This is a genomic window from Bradyrhizobium sp. JR3.5, assembly GCF_054057015.1.
The window spans coordinates 4,351,329-4,366,366 of the sequence record NZ_JBSRYV010000002.1 but is presented as its reverse complement, the minus strand read 5'-3'; the positions used below and the strand labels follow the sequence as shown (position 1 = coordinate 4,366,366).

Annotated in this window: 11 protein-coding genes and 3 pseudogenes; 12 read left to right on the top strand and 2 right to left on the bottom strand. The window is 66.6% G+C overall.

Annotation, left to right across the window (positions count from 1 at the left end):
- The first annotated feature begins 160 nt into the window (after nucleotides 1-160).
- The 12 genes and pseudogenes from ACVWW1_RS37855 (at nucleotide 161) to ACVWW1_RS37800 (ending at nucleotide 12,763) form a co-directional block, all read left to right on the top strand.
- Entirely contained in the window at nucleotides 161-2,185 is a 2,025-nt protein-coding gene (locus ACVWW1_RS37855; RefSeq protein WP_456659385.1) for a hydantoinase/oxoprolinase family protein, read from the top strand.
- Between the two features lie 3 nt (nucleotides 2,186-2,188).
- Nucleotides 2,189-4,150, top strand: a complete 1,962-nt coding sequence (locus ACVWW1_RS37850) for a hydantoinase B/oxoprolinase family protein (RefSeq protein WP_456659384.1) — start codon at nucleotides 2,189-2,191, stop codon at nucleotides 4,148-4,150.
- A gap of 115 nt (nucleotides 4,151-4,265) precedes the next feature.
- Nucleotides 4,266-5,372: a TMAO reductase system periplasmic protein TorT gene (gene torT, locus ACVWW1_RS37845; protein WP_456659383.1), complete on the top strand. Its 1,107-nt coding sequence runs from the start codon at nucleotides 4,266-4,268 to the stop codon at nucleotides 5,370-5,372.
- Nucleotides 5,373-5,452: 80 nt separating this feature from the next.
- A complete protein-coding gene (locus ACVWW1_RS37840; RefSeq protein WP_456659382.1) occupies nucleotides 5,453-6,991 on the top strand; it encodes a sugar ABC transporter ATP-binding protein in 1,539 nt (512 codons plus the stop codon).
- The gene (locus ACVWW1_RS37835; RefSeq protein WP_456659381.1) at nucleotides 6,988-8,004 is read left to right on the top strand and encodes an ABC transporter permease; all 1,017 of its coding nucleotides are present in this window, start codon (nucleotides 6,988-6,990) and stop codon (nucleotides 8,002-8,004) included. Before ACVWW1_RS37840 ends, ACVWW1_RS37835 begins: the two co-directional genes overlap by 4 nt.
- Nucleotides 7,997-9,010: an ABC transporter permease gene (locus tag ACVWW1_RS37830; protein ID WP_456659380.1), complete on the top strand. Its 1,014-nt coding sequence runs from the start codon at nucleotides 7,997-7,999 to the stop codon at nucleotides 9,008-9,010. The genes ACVWW1_RS37835 and ACVWW1_RS37830 overlap by 8 nt, the downstream gene beginning before the upstream one ends.
- A complete protein-coding gene (locus ACVWW1_RS37825; RefSeq protein WP_456659379.1) occupies nucleotides 9,007-9,900 on the top strand; it encodes an FAD binding domain-containing protein in 894 nt (297 codons plus the stop codon). The genes ACVWW1_RS37830 and ACVWW1_RS37825 overlap by 4 nt, the downstream gene beginning before the upstream one ends.
- Nucleotides 9,901-9,915: 15 nt before the next feature.
- Nucleotides 9,916-10,374 (top strand): (2Fe-2S)-binding protein, encoded by a 459-nt coding sequence (locus ACVWW1_RS37820; protein WP_176533328.1) that lies wholly within the window; start codon nucleotides 9,916-9,918, stop codon nucleotides 10,372-10,374.
- Between the two features lie 15 nt (nucleotides 10,375-10,389).
- A pseudogene (locus ACVWW1_RS37815) lies at nucleotides 10,390-10,692 on the top strand (xanthine dehydrogenase family protein molybdopterin-binding subunit); the annotation flags it as partial.
- 281 nt (nucleotides 10,693-10,973) lie between these two features.
- A complete protein-coding gene (locus ACVWW1_RS37810) occupies nucleotides 10,974-11,495 on the top strand; it encodes a molybdopterin cofactor-binding domain-containing protein (RefSeq protein WP_456659378.1) in 522 nt (173 codons plus the stop codon).
- Nucleotides 11,410-12,402 (top strand): annotated as a pseudogene (locus ACVWW1_RS37805) (xanthine dehydrogenase family protein molybdopterin-binding subunit); the annotation flags it as partial. The gene ACVWW1_RS37810 and the pseudogene ACVWW1_RS37805, both read left to right, overlap by 86 nt.
- A gap of 67 nt (nucleotides 12,403-12,469) precedes the next feature.
- Entirely contained in the window at nucleotides 12,470-12,763 is a 294-nt protein-coding gene (locus ACVWW1_RS37800; protein WP_456660857.1) for a hypothetical protein, read from the top strand.
- Nucleotides 12,764-12,873: 110 nt separating this feature from the next.
- Here ACVWW1_RS37800 and ACVWW1_RS37795 read toward each other — a convergent pair whose 3' ends face one another.
- Together ACVWW1_RS37795 and ACVWW1_RS37790 are read right to left on the bottom strand one after the other, a co-directional pair.
- Nucleotides 12,874-13,632, bottom strand: coding sequence for an SDR family NAD(P)-dependent oxidoreductase (locus ACVWW1_RS37795; protein ID WP_176533329.1), 759 nt, complete (start codon nucleotides 13,630-13,632; stop codon nucleotides 12,874-12,876).
- 79 nt (nucleotides 13,633-13,711) lie between these two features.
- Nucleotides 13,712-14,986: pseudogene (locus ACVWW1_RS37790) on the bottom strand (ROK family protein).
- Nucleotides 14,987-15,038 lie beyond the last annotated feature (52 nt).

The following is a 15,038-nucleotide window of genomic DNA, read 5'->3' as shown; positions in this document are numbered from 1 at the left end:
TGCCTGACCGCTTCCTGGGCAGCCCGCCGCCGGTCCGGGCACGCATGGCCCGCGATGCGGTTCGCTCTCTCGCACAAGTCTTCCTGCGCTCAGCGTCAAGAAGGCGGGCCGCCGCTCTGCCTAAGATCGGCGAAACGCTTGTTCGAAAGGAAGACGCATGGTGCAGGACCTTCGCGTGGCTGTCGATGTCGGGGGCACGTTCACCGACATCTGCATTATGGACGAAACGACAGGTCTCATCCGCATCGAGAAGACCTCCTCCACGCGCGATCCGATCGAGGGCATCATGGGCGGCGTGTCCAAGGCCGGAATCGATCTTTCCAGGGTGGCGCTGTTCTCGCACGGCACGACAGTTGCCACCAACGCGCTGATCACGCGCCGCCTGCCCCGCACCGCCGTGGTCACGACCAAGGGGTTCCGCGACGTCATCGAGATCAGGCGCGCCAACAAGGAAGACCTCTGGGACACCTACAAGGACGTTGTCCGGCCCTACGTGCCGCGGCGCGATCGCCTGACCGTGCCCGAGCGCGTCGATGCCGGCGGCAAGGTGATCGAACCGCTCGACGTCGAGGCCGCGCGCGACGTCGCCCGTATCCTCAAGCGTCGCGGCGTCGCCGCGGTCGCGGTCTGCTTCATGAACGCCTATCTCAACGGCGCCAATGAGCGCGCGATGCGCGACATCCTGCTGGCGGAGATGCCCGACATTCCGGTGTCGATCTCCTCGCAGGTGCTTCCCGAGATCTTCGAGCACGAGCGGTTCTCGACCACGGTTGCCAACGCCGTCGTGAGCCCGGTGGTCGTCAATTACACGAGCCGGCTCGGCGAACGCCTGGCGCACGAGGGCTACACGCGCGATCTCCTGCTGCTGCACACTGGCGGCGGGGTGATGACGCCGGCAAGCGTCAAGGACTTCGCGGCGCGCCTCGCCGGCTCCGGCATCGCCGCCGGCGCCATCGCCAGCCGCTATATCGCCGGCCTGTGCGGTTTTCCCAATTCGATCGGCCTCGACATGGGGGGCACGTCCACCGACGTGTCGCTTGCCTACGAGGGCCGCTCGCGCGTCACCAAGGACTGGCACATCGAATTCGGCTATCCGATCCGCTTCGCCTCGATCGAGGTGCTCACCATCGGCGCCGGCGGCGGCTCGCTGGCCTGGACCGATCCCGCCGGCTCCCTGCGCAACGGCCCGCAATCTGCCGGCGCCCATCCGGGACCTGCCTGCTATGGCAACGGCAACACCCAGCCGACCAACACCGACGCCAATGTCACGCTGGGCCGGCTCGGCACCGATCTCGCCGGCGGCAAGGTGAAGCTCGACCCCGAGCTGGCGCGGAAAGCCGTCGAGAGCGGCGTCGCCAAGCCGTTCGGCCTCGGCCTGCACGAGGCCGCAGACGCGATCGTCAAGGTCGCCAATGCCAACATGTCGGATGCGGTGCGGCTGATCTCGATCAGTCGCGGCTACGACCCGCGCGACTTTGCGCTGGTGGCGTTCGGCGGCGCCGGCGCCCTGCATGGCGTCGACGTCGCGCGCGAGTTGTCGATTCCCGTCGTGATCGTGCCGCCCAATCCCGGCGTGACCTCCGCGCTCGGATGCCTGCTCGTCGACATGCAGCACGATTTCTCGCAGAGCTGCATGGTCGACGCGGCCGATGCAGACGCCAGCGAGATCGAGGCGCAGTTCGCCGAGCTTGAGAAGGCCGCGCTCGCGCGGCTGACCCATGAGGGCGTCGCGCAGAACGATATCGTGCTGCAGCGGTCGATCGACATGATGTACCGCGGCCAGTGGCGTTCGCTCGCCGTGAACGCGCCGCAGCCGATCGACGCGATCGCCGACCTGGTGCAGAGCTTCCACGCCGAGCACCAGCGCGAGTACAATTTCCGCCGCGACAGCGCGCCGGTCAGCTTCTTCCGTCTCAATCTGAAGGCAGTCGGCGTGGTTCCCAAGGCCGAGTTTGCCGTTCACCAGCCGACCGGCGCTAGCCCCGAGCCGGTTGGCCGCCGCAGGGTCTGGTTCGACGGCAGCGGGCTCGATACGCCCGTCTATCAGCGCGACGACCTGCCCTGCGGCTTCTCCTTTCAAGGCCCCGCGATCATCGAGCAGCTCGATGCGACGACCGTGGTGCCGCCCGGCGCCGCCGCCGAGGTCGACAAATATCTCAACATCATCATCCGCGTGAAGGAGTGAACCATGGCCGGAGCTCTCCCGCTCGACCCCGTAACCTTCGAGGTTCTGAAGAATTCCTTCATCACCAGCGTCGACCAGATGGGCGAGCAGGTGCTGCGGACCTGCTACTCCTTCGTCATCTACAACCGCGACTTCTCGAGCGCGTTGCACGACGCCAACGGCGAATGCGCGGCGCAAGGCAACCAGGATATCGCCGTGCACGTCGGCACGCTGCATTTCACCTGCAAGGACGTGATGCGTCATTTCGAAGGCGACATGCATGAGGGCGACGTCTTTGCGATCAACGATCCCTATGCCGGCGGCACGCATTTTTCCGACGTGCGGCTGATCCGTCCGATCTTCGCCGACGGCAAGATCATCGCCTTCAGCCAGTCCAACGGGCACTGGTCGGACGTCGGCGGCAGCGTGCCGGGGTCGTTCGACGTCGCCGCCCGCGAGATGTTCCGCGAGGGCCTGCGCATCACGCCGGTCCGCCTGTTCGACAAGAACGGCTTGCGCAAGGACGTCGCGCATCTGATCGCCTCCAACACGCGCGACCCGGCCTCGATCATCGGCGATATCCAGGCACAGGCCGAAGCAACCGCCGTCTGCGAGCGCGAGATCCTGCGTCTGGTCGGCAAATACGGCCGCGATACCGTCAAGACCGGGCTTGCCGCCGTACAGGATTATGTCGAGCGCTCGGCACGCCAGCGCATCGCAGCGCTGCCCGATGGCGAGTGGGAAACCGTCGACTACATCGACCGCGATCCGGCGGGCGGCGAAGGCATGATTCCGATCCGCATCAAGATGACGATCAAGGGCGACCGCGCGATCTACGATTTCACCGGCAGCCATCCGACCATCGGCTCGATCTACAACTCGGCGTTCGGCGCGACCTTTTCCGCTGTCGCCGCCGGCATGAAGACCTTCTTCCCCGATCTGCCGCTCAATTCCGGCTTCTACCGCTGCTTCGACATCATCGCCCCCGAAGGTTCGATCGTCGATGCCAAATGGCCGATCGCGGTCACCGGCTTCCTGATGCCGTTCGAGAAGATCATGAACTCGATTTACGAAATGTGGTCGAAGCTAATGCCGGAGCGCGCGCTCGCCTGCGCCTTCAATCTCGAATACCTGCTCACCGGCGGTCTCGACGCCCGCAGCGCCGACAAGCCGATCTTCATGTTCTACGACTGGCTGCCCGGCGGCTGGGGCGGACGCAACGGCAAGGACGGCAGCAATGTCACGACCGCCTGCTTCGGCACCGGCCTGATGTCGCAGCCGGTCGAAGGCCAGGAGCGCGCCAACCCGATCCTGACCACCGAATGCGAGATCCTCAAGGACTCGCCCGGCCCCGGCAAATGGCGCGGCGGCGCCGGCGTGGTGAAGACGTCGCGGATGTTGCAGGCCGAGAAGACCGTGATCTCCTATATCTGCGACCGCGAGCGCGCCATCGTGTGGGGCATCGAGGGTGGTCTGCCGTCGATGCCGCACGGACTGACCTTGAAGCGCGCCGGCAGCGCCGCCGAGGAGCGATTGGGCTCGATCTTCTCGGACGTGCCGATCGGCGAAGGCGACGTCTTTTCGCGTCCGACCGCCGGCGGCGGCGGGTTCGGCGATCCGCTGGAGCGCGATCCGAACCTCGTGATCGAGGACATCAAGGACGACTATGTCTCGGTCGATCGTGCCGCCAAGGATTATGGCGTCGTGGTGCACACCATCGACGCCGAGCTCTGCAACTACGAAATCGACAAGGTCGCGACCGCGGCGCTCCGCGCCAAGATCCGCTCCGAGCGCGTCGCCAATGCCCGTTTCGATCCGGAGAAGGTGGCACAGCGCTACCGGAACGGAGAGATCAACGCGTTCGATGTGATCCGCAGCCACGCGGTGATCCTCGACTGGGGCACCGGTGCGCTGCTTCCCGAATCCACCCGCCAGTTCCGCGAAGCGTTCGAGCGGCGCTCGGTCGCGATGTGGAAAGCGGGCTGATTGTCACCGGCAGCCGCGCCGCTGGCAGACGGCGCAGTCCATGCACCAAAGAGGATTCGAGCCGTCGCCTCCCCCGCATCGCCTGCACTTTCATTCAAACCATGAGGATAGCGCTATGACGATCACGACGTGCCTTTCTTCCAACCGACTGTGGCCGATCCGCTCCGTGCTCGGCATCGCCGCGGCCCTCGCTCTTGCCAGCGCCGCCACGCCGGCGGCGGCCGGGACCGAGACACCGTGGTTTCCAATGAAGGTCTACGACGCGTCATCCGGCACGCCGAAGCCGGCGGACTACACGCCGCTGCCGAAGGCCGAGAAGCCCTACAGGCTGTGCGTGCTGTTTCCACACATGAAGGACAGTTTCTGGGTCGCCGTCGCATACGGCATCGTGAAACAGGCCGATGCGATGAACGTCAACATGAACCTCTACGAGGCCGGCGGCTACGAGAACCTGCCCAAGCAGCTTTCGCAGTTCGATGACTGCATGGCGAGCGGACCGGACGCGATCATCGTCGGCGCGATCTCCGGCGCGGGGCTCAGCAAGAAGTTCGAGGAGGCCAAGGCCAAGGGCGTGCCGGTGGTCGGCGTCACCAATCCGCTGCCGCCGAACGCACTGCCCGCGGCCAACTACGTCGATTTCGTCGCCATGGGCGAGGTCACCGGCGACGGCCTGCTGGCGCAGACCAAGCCTGGTGATAAGCTCAACATCGTGACGTTCCCCGGTCCGGCCGGCTCGGGCTGGGCGGAATCGTTCAACGAAGGGTTCAAGAAGGCCATCGCCAAGAACTCGAACGCCAAGATTCTGGCTGAGAAGTTCGGCGACTCCGGCGTTGCGGTGCAACTCCAGTTGATCCAGGACGCATTGCAGGCCTATCCCAGCATGAACGTGATCTGGGGCACCGCCCCCACCGCCGAAGCGGCCATCGGCGCCGTTGCCGAGGCGGGTCGAAGCGACCTGAAGATCGTGTCATCCTACGAAAACCAGGCCATGCTCGACGCGCTGAATCGCGGCGACATCCTCGCCTTCGCAACCCAATATCCCGTCGGCGAAGGCGCGATCGCGATCGACCAGGCGGTGCGTCTCATCGAGAAGAAGCCGGTCATGAGCCTGGTGCAGCCGGTGGCCACGGTGATCGACAAGACCTCCGCACCGAAATTGCAGATGGATCTCGTGCTGGCGCCCGCAAGCTGGACGCCGGTTTATTCGGTCAAGGCCAAGTAAGCATGGCCGAGTAAGCCGACCCGAACGGTCGAGGCGGGAGCATGCTCCCGCCTGCTTGCTCACGGCTCACGGAGAAGCGGATGAACGTCGAGATCGACCCGAGGCCGGCCGAGCCCTTGCTTCAGTTGCGGGGGATATCGAAGCGATTCACCGGCGTCCGTGCACTCGACCGCGTCGACCTCGATGTGCGTGCCGGCGAACTTCACGTCCTGTTCGGCGAGAACGGCGCCGGCAAGTCGACCCTGATCAACGTCATATCCGGTACGTTTCCACCCGACGAAGGCACGTTCCAGTTCGGCGGCGAGGAGATCCAACATCTGACGCCGCAGCGGGCGCGCGAGATCGGCATCAGTCCGGTGTTCCAGGAGTTCTCGCTGATCCCGAGCCTCACCGTGGAAGAGAACCTGTTCCTTGGCCGCGAAGTCACCCGCGGCGGCGTCTTGCGCGCACGCGAGATGCGCAAGCGGGCCAGGGCGTTGATCGACGAGCTCGGCTTCGACCTCGATCCCGCGCAACGGATCGACGATCTGTCCCGCGCGCATCAGCAGATGGCCGAGATCGCCAAAGCGCTTCTCGGCCGCGTCCGTCTTCTGATCCTCGACGAGCCAACCGCCTCGTTGACCGAACGCGAGACCGGGCGGCTGTTCGAGCTGATCGCGCGCCTGAAGAGCCAGAATGTCGGGCTGATCTACGTCTCGCACCGCATGCGCGAAATCCGCGCCCTTGCCGACCGTGTGACGGTGCTTCGCGACGGCCGTCACATCGGGACCCTCGATGCCGCGAGGTCGACGGACGGCGAACTCGTGGAACTGATGACCGGCCGCACCATCGACCTGCTGTTTCCCGCCATCGCCCACCAACCGGACAAGGTGATGGTCGACGTCGAGAACCTGACGCTCGCCGACGGCAGCGTCCGGGAGGTCAATTTTCATGCCCGGGCCGGCGAGATCACCGGCATCGCGGGCCTCGTCGGCTGCGGCAAGTCGGAGCTGATCCGCGCCATCTACGGCATCGAGCGCGCGTCAGCGGGCGCGATCCGGATCGACGGCGCGCCCTACGAATTTCCATCGCCAAGACAAAGCCTCAAGCGCGGCGTCGCTTACTTCCCCGCCAACCGGATCGCCGAGGGGCTCGCGCTGTCCCGTCCGATCCGCGAGAACGCGTCGATGACCGGGCTCGACCTGCCCGCCTTCGCCCGCTTCGGCGTCCTACGGCAGGCCGCCGAACGCGTGACAATCGCGGGCATCATGGAGCAGCTGCAGCTGAGGCCGCCCAACATCGAGCGCAGCGCCGGCGCGCTGTCGGGCGGCAACCGTCAGAAAGTGATGCTGGGACGCGCGCTGACGCGCGAGCTGACTGTGTTCCTGTTCGACGAGCCGAGCGTCGGCATCGACGTCGGCGCCAAGCTCGAGGTCTACGAATTCATGAAGCGCCTCGTCGAGGCCGGCGCCGCCGTGATCGTGGTCTCGTCCGAACTGCCCGAGGTGCTGGCGCTGTCGAACCGGCTCTACGTCATGCATCAGGGCCGCATCGCCGCCGAGCTGACGGGCGCCGCAAAGACCGAGCAGAATGTGCTTTCGAGCTTCTTCCGCGATCATCTCGCCGCGGCGGTCGCATGAACACGGCGCTGGTAGCCGCAGCGCCACGGGGCTTGGTCAGCCTCCGGTCGATCGCAGGCCGGATCGGGTTGCTGCCGGCCCTGCTTGTGGTGCTCGTGGCCGGCATGTCGGCGGTCGACGCGCAGTTCTACGGCATCATCAACGTCCTCAACATCCTGCGCAACGCCTCGCTGCTGGCAATCGTCGCCTGCGGCCAGGCGCTGGTCATCATCGCGGGCGGCTTCGATCTTTCGGTTGGCGCAGTGGTCGCCCTGGCGAGCGTCGTCACGGCCAAGACCATGGCGGCCACCGCGGCTGCATTTCCCGGCTCCAACGTCCTGATCATCGCAAGCGGGGTCGCGGCCGGGCTCGGTTGCGGCGTCGCGGTCGGGCTTGTCAACGGCTTCTGCGTGGCAAAGCTCAAGGTCTCCGGCTTCGTGGTGACCCTGGGCACGATGTCCGCGACCGCCGGTGTCGGCCTCATGATCACCAACGGCATTCCCGTTTACGGCATGCCCGAAATATTCGTGAAAGGCTTCGGACGCGCCCAGGCATTCGGTCTGCCGACCGCCGCCCACGTCGCGCTGATCGTGATCCTGGTGATGGTGTTTGCGCAGCGGCGCACGCTGTTCGGCCGCTACGTTTACGCGATCGGCGGCAATGTCGACGCCGCCGTGGTGTCGGGCGTGACGATCCAGCGCCATATCGTTGGCACCTACGTGGTCTCGAGCGTCCTTGCGGCATTGACCGGCATTCTGCTGACGGCACAGGTCGGCTCCGGCCAGGCAAGCTTTGGCGGCGACCGGATGATGCTGCAGTCGATCGCCGCCGCCGTGATCGGCGGCGTCAGCTTGCGCGGTGGCGTCGGGCGCATCGAGATTGTCGCCATCAGCGCACTGTTCCTCACCATCCTTGGCAACGCACTCAACCTCCTGCACGTCGACTCGCGGCTCCAGCCGGTCTTCCTCGGCGTCATCATGGTCGCAGCCGTGGCGCTCGACGAACTCAGCCGACGGAGCAAGCCGCGTGTCTGATCTCGAATTGACCGTTGCCGCCAAGGACACCGACCGCCCGAAGCTGACGCTGGGCTGCCGGCTCTGGAGCGCGGTGCTGCCGGTCGCATTGGCAGTGCTGTTGCTCGGCTTCGCCGCGGTCGACCGCGGGGTGCTGTCGCCGGCCAATCTGCTCAACATCGCACAGCAGACCAGCTATCTGGCGCTGTTCGCGATGGCGCAGACCGTGGTCATCCTGACGCGCGGCTTCGACCTTGCACTCGGCCCGACGGTGTCGATGGTCAGTGTCGGCAGCGCGCTCGCGATGGCCGGCGCCACGGCGTCTGGTCACGGCGCCGGCGCCGTGCTGCTCGCCGGGCTCGGCGCCGGCTTCGCCCTGGGCATCGCGTGCGGCCTCTTCAATGGCGTCGTCGTCGCGCTGCTCGGGGTCAATCCCTTCGTCGCGACCCTCGGCAGCTACAATATCGCGATCGGGATTGCGACCACACTTTCGGCCGGACGGCCGGTACAAGGCGTGCCGGCACCGTTCTCGCAGATCTTCTACAGCGGCAGCATCTTCGGCGCGCCGGCGGCGATTGTGATCACCCTCGCGGTCGGCATCGCGCTTCATTTGCTGTTGGCGCGCACCGTGTTCGGCCGGTCGCTCTATCTGATCGGCACCAACCCGCGTGCCGCGGCGGTCGCCGGCCTGCCGGTCAAGCGCATCCTGGTCGCGACCTATGTGCTGTGCTCGGGGCTTGCCGCGCTCGGCGCGATCATGATGACGGCGCGGACCGGATCGGGTGAACCGAACCTTGGCGGCGCGCTGTCGCTGCAGGCGATTGCCGGCGCCGTGGTCGGCGGAACGAGCCTGGCAGGCGGCCGCGGCGGCGTCGGCACCGCCGTGCTCGGCGCCCTGTTCATCACCATTCTCTCCAACGGCATGAACCTCACCCGGATCGACGGATACGTCCAGATGGTCGTGCTCGGTGCGATCGTCATCATCGGCGTGCTGCTCGATCGCCTGCGGCAGGAGCGACGCCAATGATATCAGGCTCTCCCATCCAGAACATCCCGGTCTCAGCGCGCGATGCGCCGGCATCGATCTATGTCGCGCCTTCGCTCGCCGCCGCACTCGACGCGTTGAGCGAATATGGTGCCGCTGGCGCCCCTTTGGCCGGCGGCACATGGATCATGCGATCGCCGATCCGGCACGAACCGCTCAGGAGCCACTATGTGGCCATCGTAAGGATCGCCGAGCTGACCGCGGTCCGGATCGGCAGCGATGCCATCGAGATCGGCGCGGCGGTCACGCACGCGGCGCTTGCGGCAGCTTTGGCCGGCCTTCCGGAATTTGCCGGCCTCGCAGCCGCCGCCGGAGGCTCCGCCAACCCCGCGATCCGCGCGATGGCGACGATCGGCGGCAATCTCGCGGCGTCGGAATTCGCCGCGGCGGATTGCGTGCCGGCGCTGCTCTGTCTCGATGCCGATGTCGAGATCTCGGGCCGCGACGGTCGCGACCGCATCGGCCTCGCGGATTTCCTCGCGGTCCGATCAGCGCTCGCACCCGGCCGCCTGGTGACACGGATCATCGTGCCTCGGGCGGAGCGCAAGACGGCCCATGCCCGCCTGCCACTGCGCCGATCGGGCGATTATCCGGTCGCCATCGTCAGCCTATCGCTCAGCGTCGATGCGGCGAACCGCGTCCAGGCGGCACGGATTGCGGTCGGGTCGGTCGAACCGAGCGCGCGGCGATGGCCACGGCTTGAAGCGGCACTTCTCGGACGTCCGCTCGACGCCGCAGCGGCGGCACGAACCGCGGCCGAACTGACCGACGAGTTCGTCGGCCGCGACAGCGTCGATGCGCCGGGCTGGTATCGTGTCAGCGTGCTACCCGGCCTCATCCGCCGCGCCGCGATCGCTGCACTTGGTTCATGAACGCGCGGAGATGACATGGGATTCAGCCTGACCGTCAACGGCGATCGCCTCTCCTCTGCGGCCGATCCTGCCACCCCGCTGGTCGATATCTTGCGCGAAGAGATGCATCTGACCGGCGCGAAACCTGTCTGTCGCGAGGGCTTTTGCGGCGCCTGCATGGTGCTGGTCGACGGCGAGCCTACGCCGTCGTGCCTGCTGCCCGCTGCGCTGGCCGATGGCCGCGAGATTCACACCGTCGAAGGCCTTGCACCTCTGGGAATGCTGAACCGCATCCAGGCCGCGCTCGAGGCCAGCGATGCCGTCCAGTGCGGCATGTGCTTTCCCGGCATGGTGGTGAGCCTGACGCATCTCCTGACGACCCGGCCGGATGCCACCCGTGACGACATCCGGGCGGCGCTGACCGGAAATATCTGCCGCTGCACGGGCTATGAACGCATCGTCGAGGCGACACTGCTCGCCTTGGCCACGGCATGATCGGGAGGCGCAAGGATGTCAGACGTTTCCGCGACGATGGATCTGCGCCGACGTGACGCCGCCGACAAGCTGCGTGGCCGAACGCGCTATACCATCGACCGATATCTGCCCGGCATGCTGCATGCCGCGGTGCTGCGCGCCGGCGTGCCGGCGGGGCGGATCGTTCGTCTCGATACCTCCAGGGCAGCCTGCATGCCGGGCGTGCGGGCGATCGTGACGGCAGCGGATGCACCCGGCATGATCGGGATCGGCATCGCCGACCATCCCCTCTTCGCCCGCGACGTCATTCGCTACGATGGCGAGCCGCTCGCCGCAGTCGCAGCCGCCACATTGGCGCAGGCGCAGGCCGCACTCGCGGCGATCGACGTGGAGATCGAGCCGTTCCCCGCAGTCTTGACCATGGCGGATGCGCTGGCATCGGATGCACCACTGGTGCATCCGGACTGGCGCAGCTATGAGGTCTTGCTCGAAGGCAGCGCGCGTGGTGGCAACGTCGCCTGGGAGGCGACCGTGGTTCGCGGCGACGTCGATGCAGCCTTTGCCCGGCCCGACGTCGAGATCGTCGAAAGCTGCTTTCTCGCGTCGGCCGGCAGAACCACGTGGCCTTCGAGCCGCGCGCAGTCGTCGCGAGCTACGAGGACGGACGCTTCCACATCGAGACGTCAACGCAAGTTCCCTGGAGCGTCCGCAATGCAACCGCGCGCCTGCTGGGCGTGCCGGCGTCGCAGGTCCGCGTCACGGTGCCGCCGGTCGGCGGCGGCTTCGGTCTGAAGTTCGATCTGGCCGTTGAACCCTTCGCCGCCCTGCTCGCCCGCGCCAGCGGCCGGCCGGTGCGCCTCGTCAATTCGCGCGAGGAGGAGATGCTGACCTGTCTCTTCCGCGAGAACGCCGATATCCGCATTCGCTCGGCGGTGACGCGCGCGGGAGACATCGTGGGGCGCGAGGCGGTCGTCCTGATGGACTGCGGCGCCTATGGCGGCGAACAGATCTTCCTGACCACCATGACCGCGCACACGCTCGGCGGAAACTACAGGCTTGGAAGCGTGCGCATGGTCTCGCGCGCGGTCTATACCAACACGGGCGCCGAACGGCGCGTTCCGCTGCTGCAACGGCGTCTATAACACCTTTGCGCTGGAGCGCCACACCGACGAGATCGCGGCGAGGATCGGAATGGATCCGCTTGCCTTCCGCCGCCGCAATGTGCTCGGCGACAGGGATCTCGGCGCCACCGGCCAGGTGTTTGAAGGCGATGTGCTCGGCCCGATGCTCGACCGGATGGATACGCTGCGCGACGCGGCAGCGCCGCCGCCGGCGCGCACCGACGGCCGGCTCTACGGACGTGCGACCACCGTCGGCACCTGGTTCGTCTTCGTCGGCCCATCGGCCGCGACGGTGAACATGAATGCCGACGGCACGGCGACGCTGGTCACGTCCGGTGTGGAGATTGGATCCGGCTCGATGATGCAGAGCCTGCCGCAGATCGTGGCCAGCACGCTCGGCATTGCACCCGAGCATGTGATCGTCCGCGCCGCCGATACGGATGCGGCCGGTTATGATGTCGGCGTCGGCGGCGGCCGTACCACGGTTTCGCTCGGCGCGGCCAGTCTGTCGGCAGCGCAGGAGGTGCGCACGAAGCTCTTGAAGGTCGCCTCCGAGATGATCGAAGCTGCGCCCGATGACCTCGTCATGCGTGACGGTCGGATCGAAATCGCCGGCGCGCCAGGCTCCGGCCGTACGGTCGCGGAGGTCGCGACCCGCGCCCAGGCACTGGCTGGCCCGGTGTCCGGCACCGGCGCGTTCACGGGCGCCGGCGTACCGGCGATGCCGGGCTGCGTGGCCGGACATTTCATCGACGCAATCGACATCCCCGTGTTCGCGGTCCACGACTGCGAGGTCGCCGTCGATCCGGAAACCGGACATGTCGAGGTGCTCAGCTATCGCGTGGTGCAGGACGTCGGCCGCGCGCTGAACCCGCGCGCCATCCATGGCCAGATCCAGGGCGGTGTCGTGCAGGGGCTGGGTTATGCGTTGCACGAGGAAGTCACGATCGGCAGCAACGGTCGCGTCTGCCAGAGCGGTTTTCGAGACCTATCGCGTGCCGCTGGCGCTCGATGTCGTGCCGGTGGAGATCAGTCTTTACGAGGGTGCGCCGTCGATCGGACCGCTCGGGACCAAGGGTGCCGGCGAGGTGCCCATCCTGAATGTCGGAGCGGCCGTCGCATGCGCAGTTGCAAACGCTACAGGCAAGCGCGTCCAGGCACTTCCCTTGACCCCGCCACGCGTGCTCGAACTCTTGCTCGATCGCAAGCAGGATCTGCCCCTTCCCCACATTGCCGATGCGTGGGCCGACAATCTGATACGTTCGCATCTGACAGCTGCCAATACGTAGCAACAAGCTGGCGGCAGACCATTCCCGCAATAGCACGGGAGCACAGCTTCACCGCGCCCGTCAGGCTCGCCGCGCCTCCGTTCAACTCGTCAACGCGGTCGGCCGTGTCGCTAGACCCAGCCGCCGTCGACGATATGGCTCTGGTTGGTGCAGGCGCCGCTGTCATCGGCGGCGAAAAAGAGGACGACGCGGGCGATGTCGTCAGGCACGAGCTTGCGCTTGAGGCATTGGCGCTGCATCAGCTCGGCCACACCTTCGGGCGTCAACCACAGATCCTGCTGCCGCCGGGTCATGATCCATCCCGGCAGGATGGAGTTGACCCGCACGTTGTGCGGCCCGAGATCGCGGGCCAGCGCCCGGGTGAGGCCCTGAACGGCTGATTTGGCCGTAGTGTAGCAGGGCATGTTGCCCTGACCGATCACCCAACTCACCGAGCCGATGTTGACGATCGAACCGCCCCCCGCCTGTTTCATGTCGGGTGCGACCGCCTGGGCGCTGAAGAACTGATGCTTCAGGTTGACGGCGATCCGCTCGTCCCAGAATTCCGGCGTCACGTCCTCGATCGCGTGACGGTCGTCGCGCGCCGCATTGTTGACCAGGATGGTGATCGGCCCGAGCGCCTCACGGATGCCGGTAACCGCGCGCCGCAGTGCGGCGATGTCGCGCAGGTCGGCGTGCTCGAAGTGCACGCGGGCATGCGCTCCCAAATCGGACAGCAGCTGCTCCGAGGACGTCACATCGATATCGATGAATCCGACCCGTGCGCCCTGGCTGATGAATTGGCGGACGATGGCCTCGCCGATGCCGGAACCGCCACCGGTTACCAGGACGGTCCGGTCCTTGAGGCTTGGATAGATGGCACCCTGCATTGGCATTCTCTCGCTTTGGCGCCTGAAGCGCGTCGGTTGCGTTGCCGCGGCTCCAGCCAAGAGCCACGGCTCCCGAGGTTCACTCGGTCGTCTCCATGTGGTTTCGGTCCACGACCCGCAGCGTCCGCCGCACCATGCCGTCGACAATCGTCGCCGATTCGCTTGGACGCACATGGATCGCGGTAGACTTGAGCAGCCACGGCAACACTGCCCGCTCGAGCCGCTCCTCATAGGCACCGCGCATCATGTCGAATGCCTGCAGGCCCGGACCCGCGAGGATGATGTGATGCGGGCGCAGCACCGATATCGTCGTGGCGACCGCCATCGGCAAGCGCGTGGCCTGCCTGCCGGAATAACTGCTCGAGACGGGGATCGCCGGCGCGCGCCCGCGCGCGCAGCAGAGCCATCTGCGCCTCGGACGGCTGCTGCGACACCGCCGGCGGCAGGTCGAGAAAGGTACGCGCGTCGCGGTAGAGCGCATAGTCGGCGAGATGGGCCTCGATGCAGCCGCGCTGACCGCAGCGGCATTGCGGACCGTTCGGCGCCAGCTTGACATGGCCGATCTCACTGCCTGCGCCGGCACCGTCGCGCGCTTCACCGTCGACAACGACGCCCATGCCGACGCCGTGGCCCACCATGATCGTGGCCGTGAGGCCCTGCGCCAGCGCCGGTTCGGCGGCCGCGAGGGCCAGCGCAACCGCAACCGCGTCGTTCGCCATCACGACTTCGACGCCGAATGCCTGGCGGACCGGCGTTGCCAGATCGACGTCGGTGATCGACAGCGCCGGGCTCCACAGATGCCGGCCGGTGTCGGAGTCAACGATGCCCTGCAACGCAATCCCGATTCCCAACAGCCGATGTCTCGGCGTGGCCGTCGCATCAAGCATGGCGTCGATCTGCGCGATCACGAGATCGCACAACGCGGCTGCATCGAGCGCGCGTGTCGTCAGCTCAAGTCGCGACTGCGCCAGGGCGGAGCCGCTGAAATCGGCGATCAATGTCTCGATCAGATTCATGCGCAGCGAGACCGCAATGATGCGGCCAAACTCGGGGTTCAGGGTCAGCAGGACCGCCGGCCGGCCGCGGCGGCGGCCGTTCAGGCCATCCGTATCCTCTTCGTCGGTATCGTCGGGCCACAACGTCGCCGTCTCTGTCACTGCTTCGCACAGCAGATCTTCCGCCATCAGTTTCGACGTGATGGCCGATATGGCCGGGAAGCTCAGCCCCGTGCTGCGTGCCAGCTCGACGCGCGGCAATGGCCCCTGACGCCGCAAGACTTCGACGAGCCGGCTGCGGTTCGATCCGCGGGCCAGACTCGAAGCGCGCGTCTCAGCGGTTCGGGCTGTTCATTCATGTCAGCCTTTTTAATTCGCTTGATGAAGTTATTCAACGCGTGCAACTCATAT

Coding starts and splice junctions, on each gene's coding strand:
- ACVWW1_RS37850 (WP_456659384.1), top strand. CDS start 2,189: ATGGCCGGAGCTCTCCCGCTCGACCCCGTAACCTTCGAGGTTCTGAAG.
- torT (WP_456659383.1), top strand. CDS start 4,266: ATGACGATCACGACGTGCCTTTCTTCCAACCGACTGTGGCCGATCCGC.
- ACVWW1_RS37840 (WP_456659382.1), top strand. CDS start 5,453: ATGAACGTCGAGATCGACCCGAGGCCGGCCGAGCCCTTGCTTCAGTTG.
- ACVWW1_RS37835 (WP_456659381.1), top strand. CDS start 6,988: ATGAACACGGCGCTGGTAGCCGCAGCGCCACGGGGCTTGGTCAGCCTC.
- ACVWW1_RS37825 (WP_456659379.1), top strand. CDS start 9,007: ATGATATCAGGCTCTCCCATCCAGAACATCCCGGTCTCAGCGCGCGAT.
- ACVWW1_RS37820 (WP_176533328.1), top strand. CDS start 9,916: ATGGGATTCAGCCTGACCGTCAACGGCGATCGCCTCTCCTCTGCGGCC.
- ACVWW1_RS37795 (WP_176533329.1), bottom strand. CDS start 13,632: ATGCAGGGTGCCATCTATCCAAGCCTCAAGGACCGGACCGTCCTGGTA.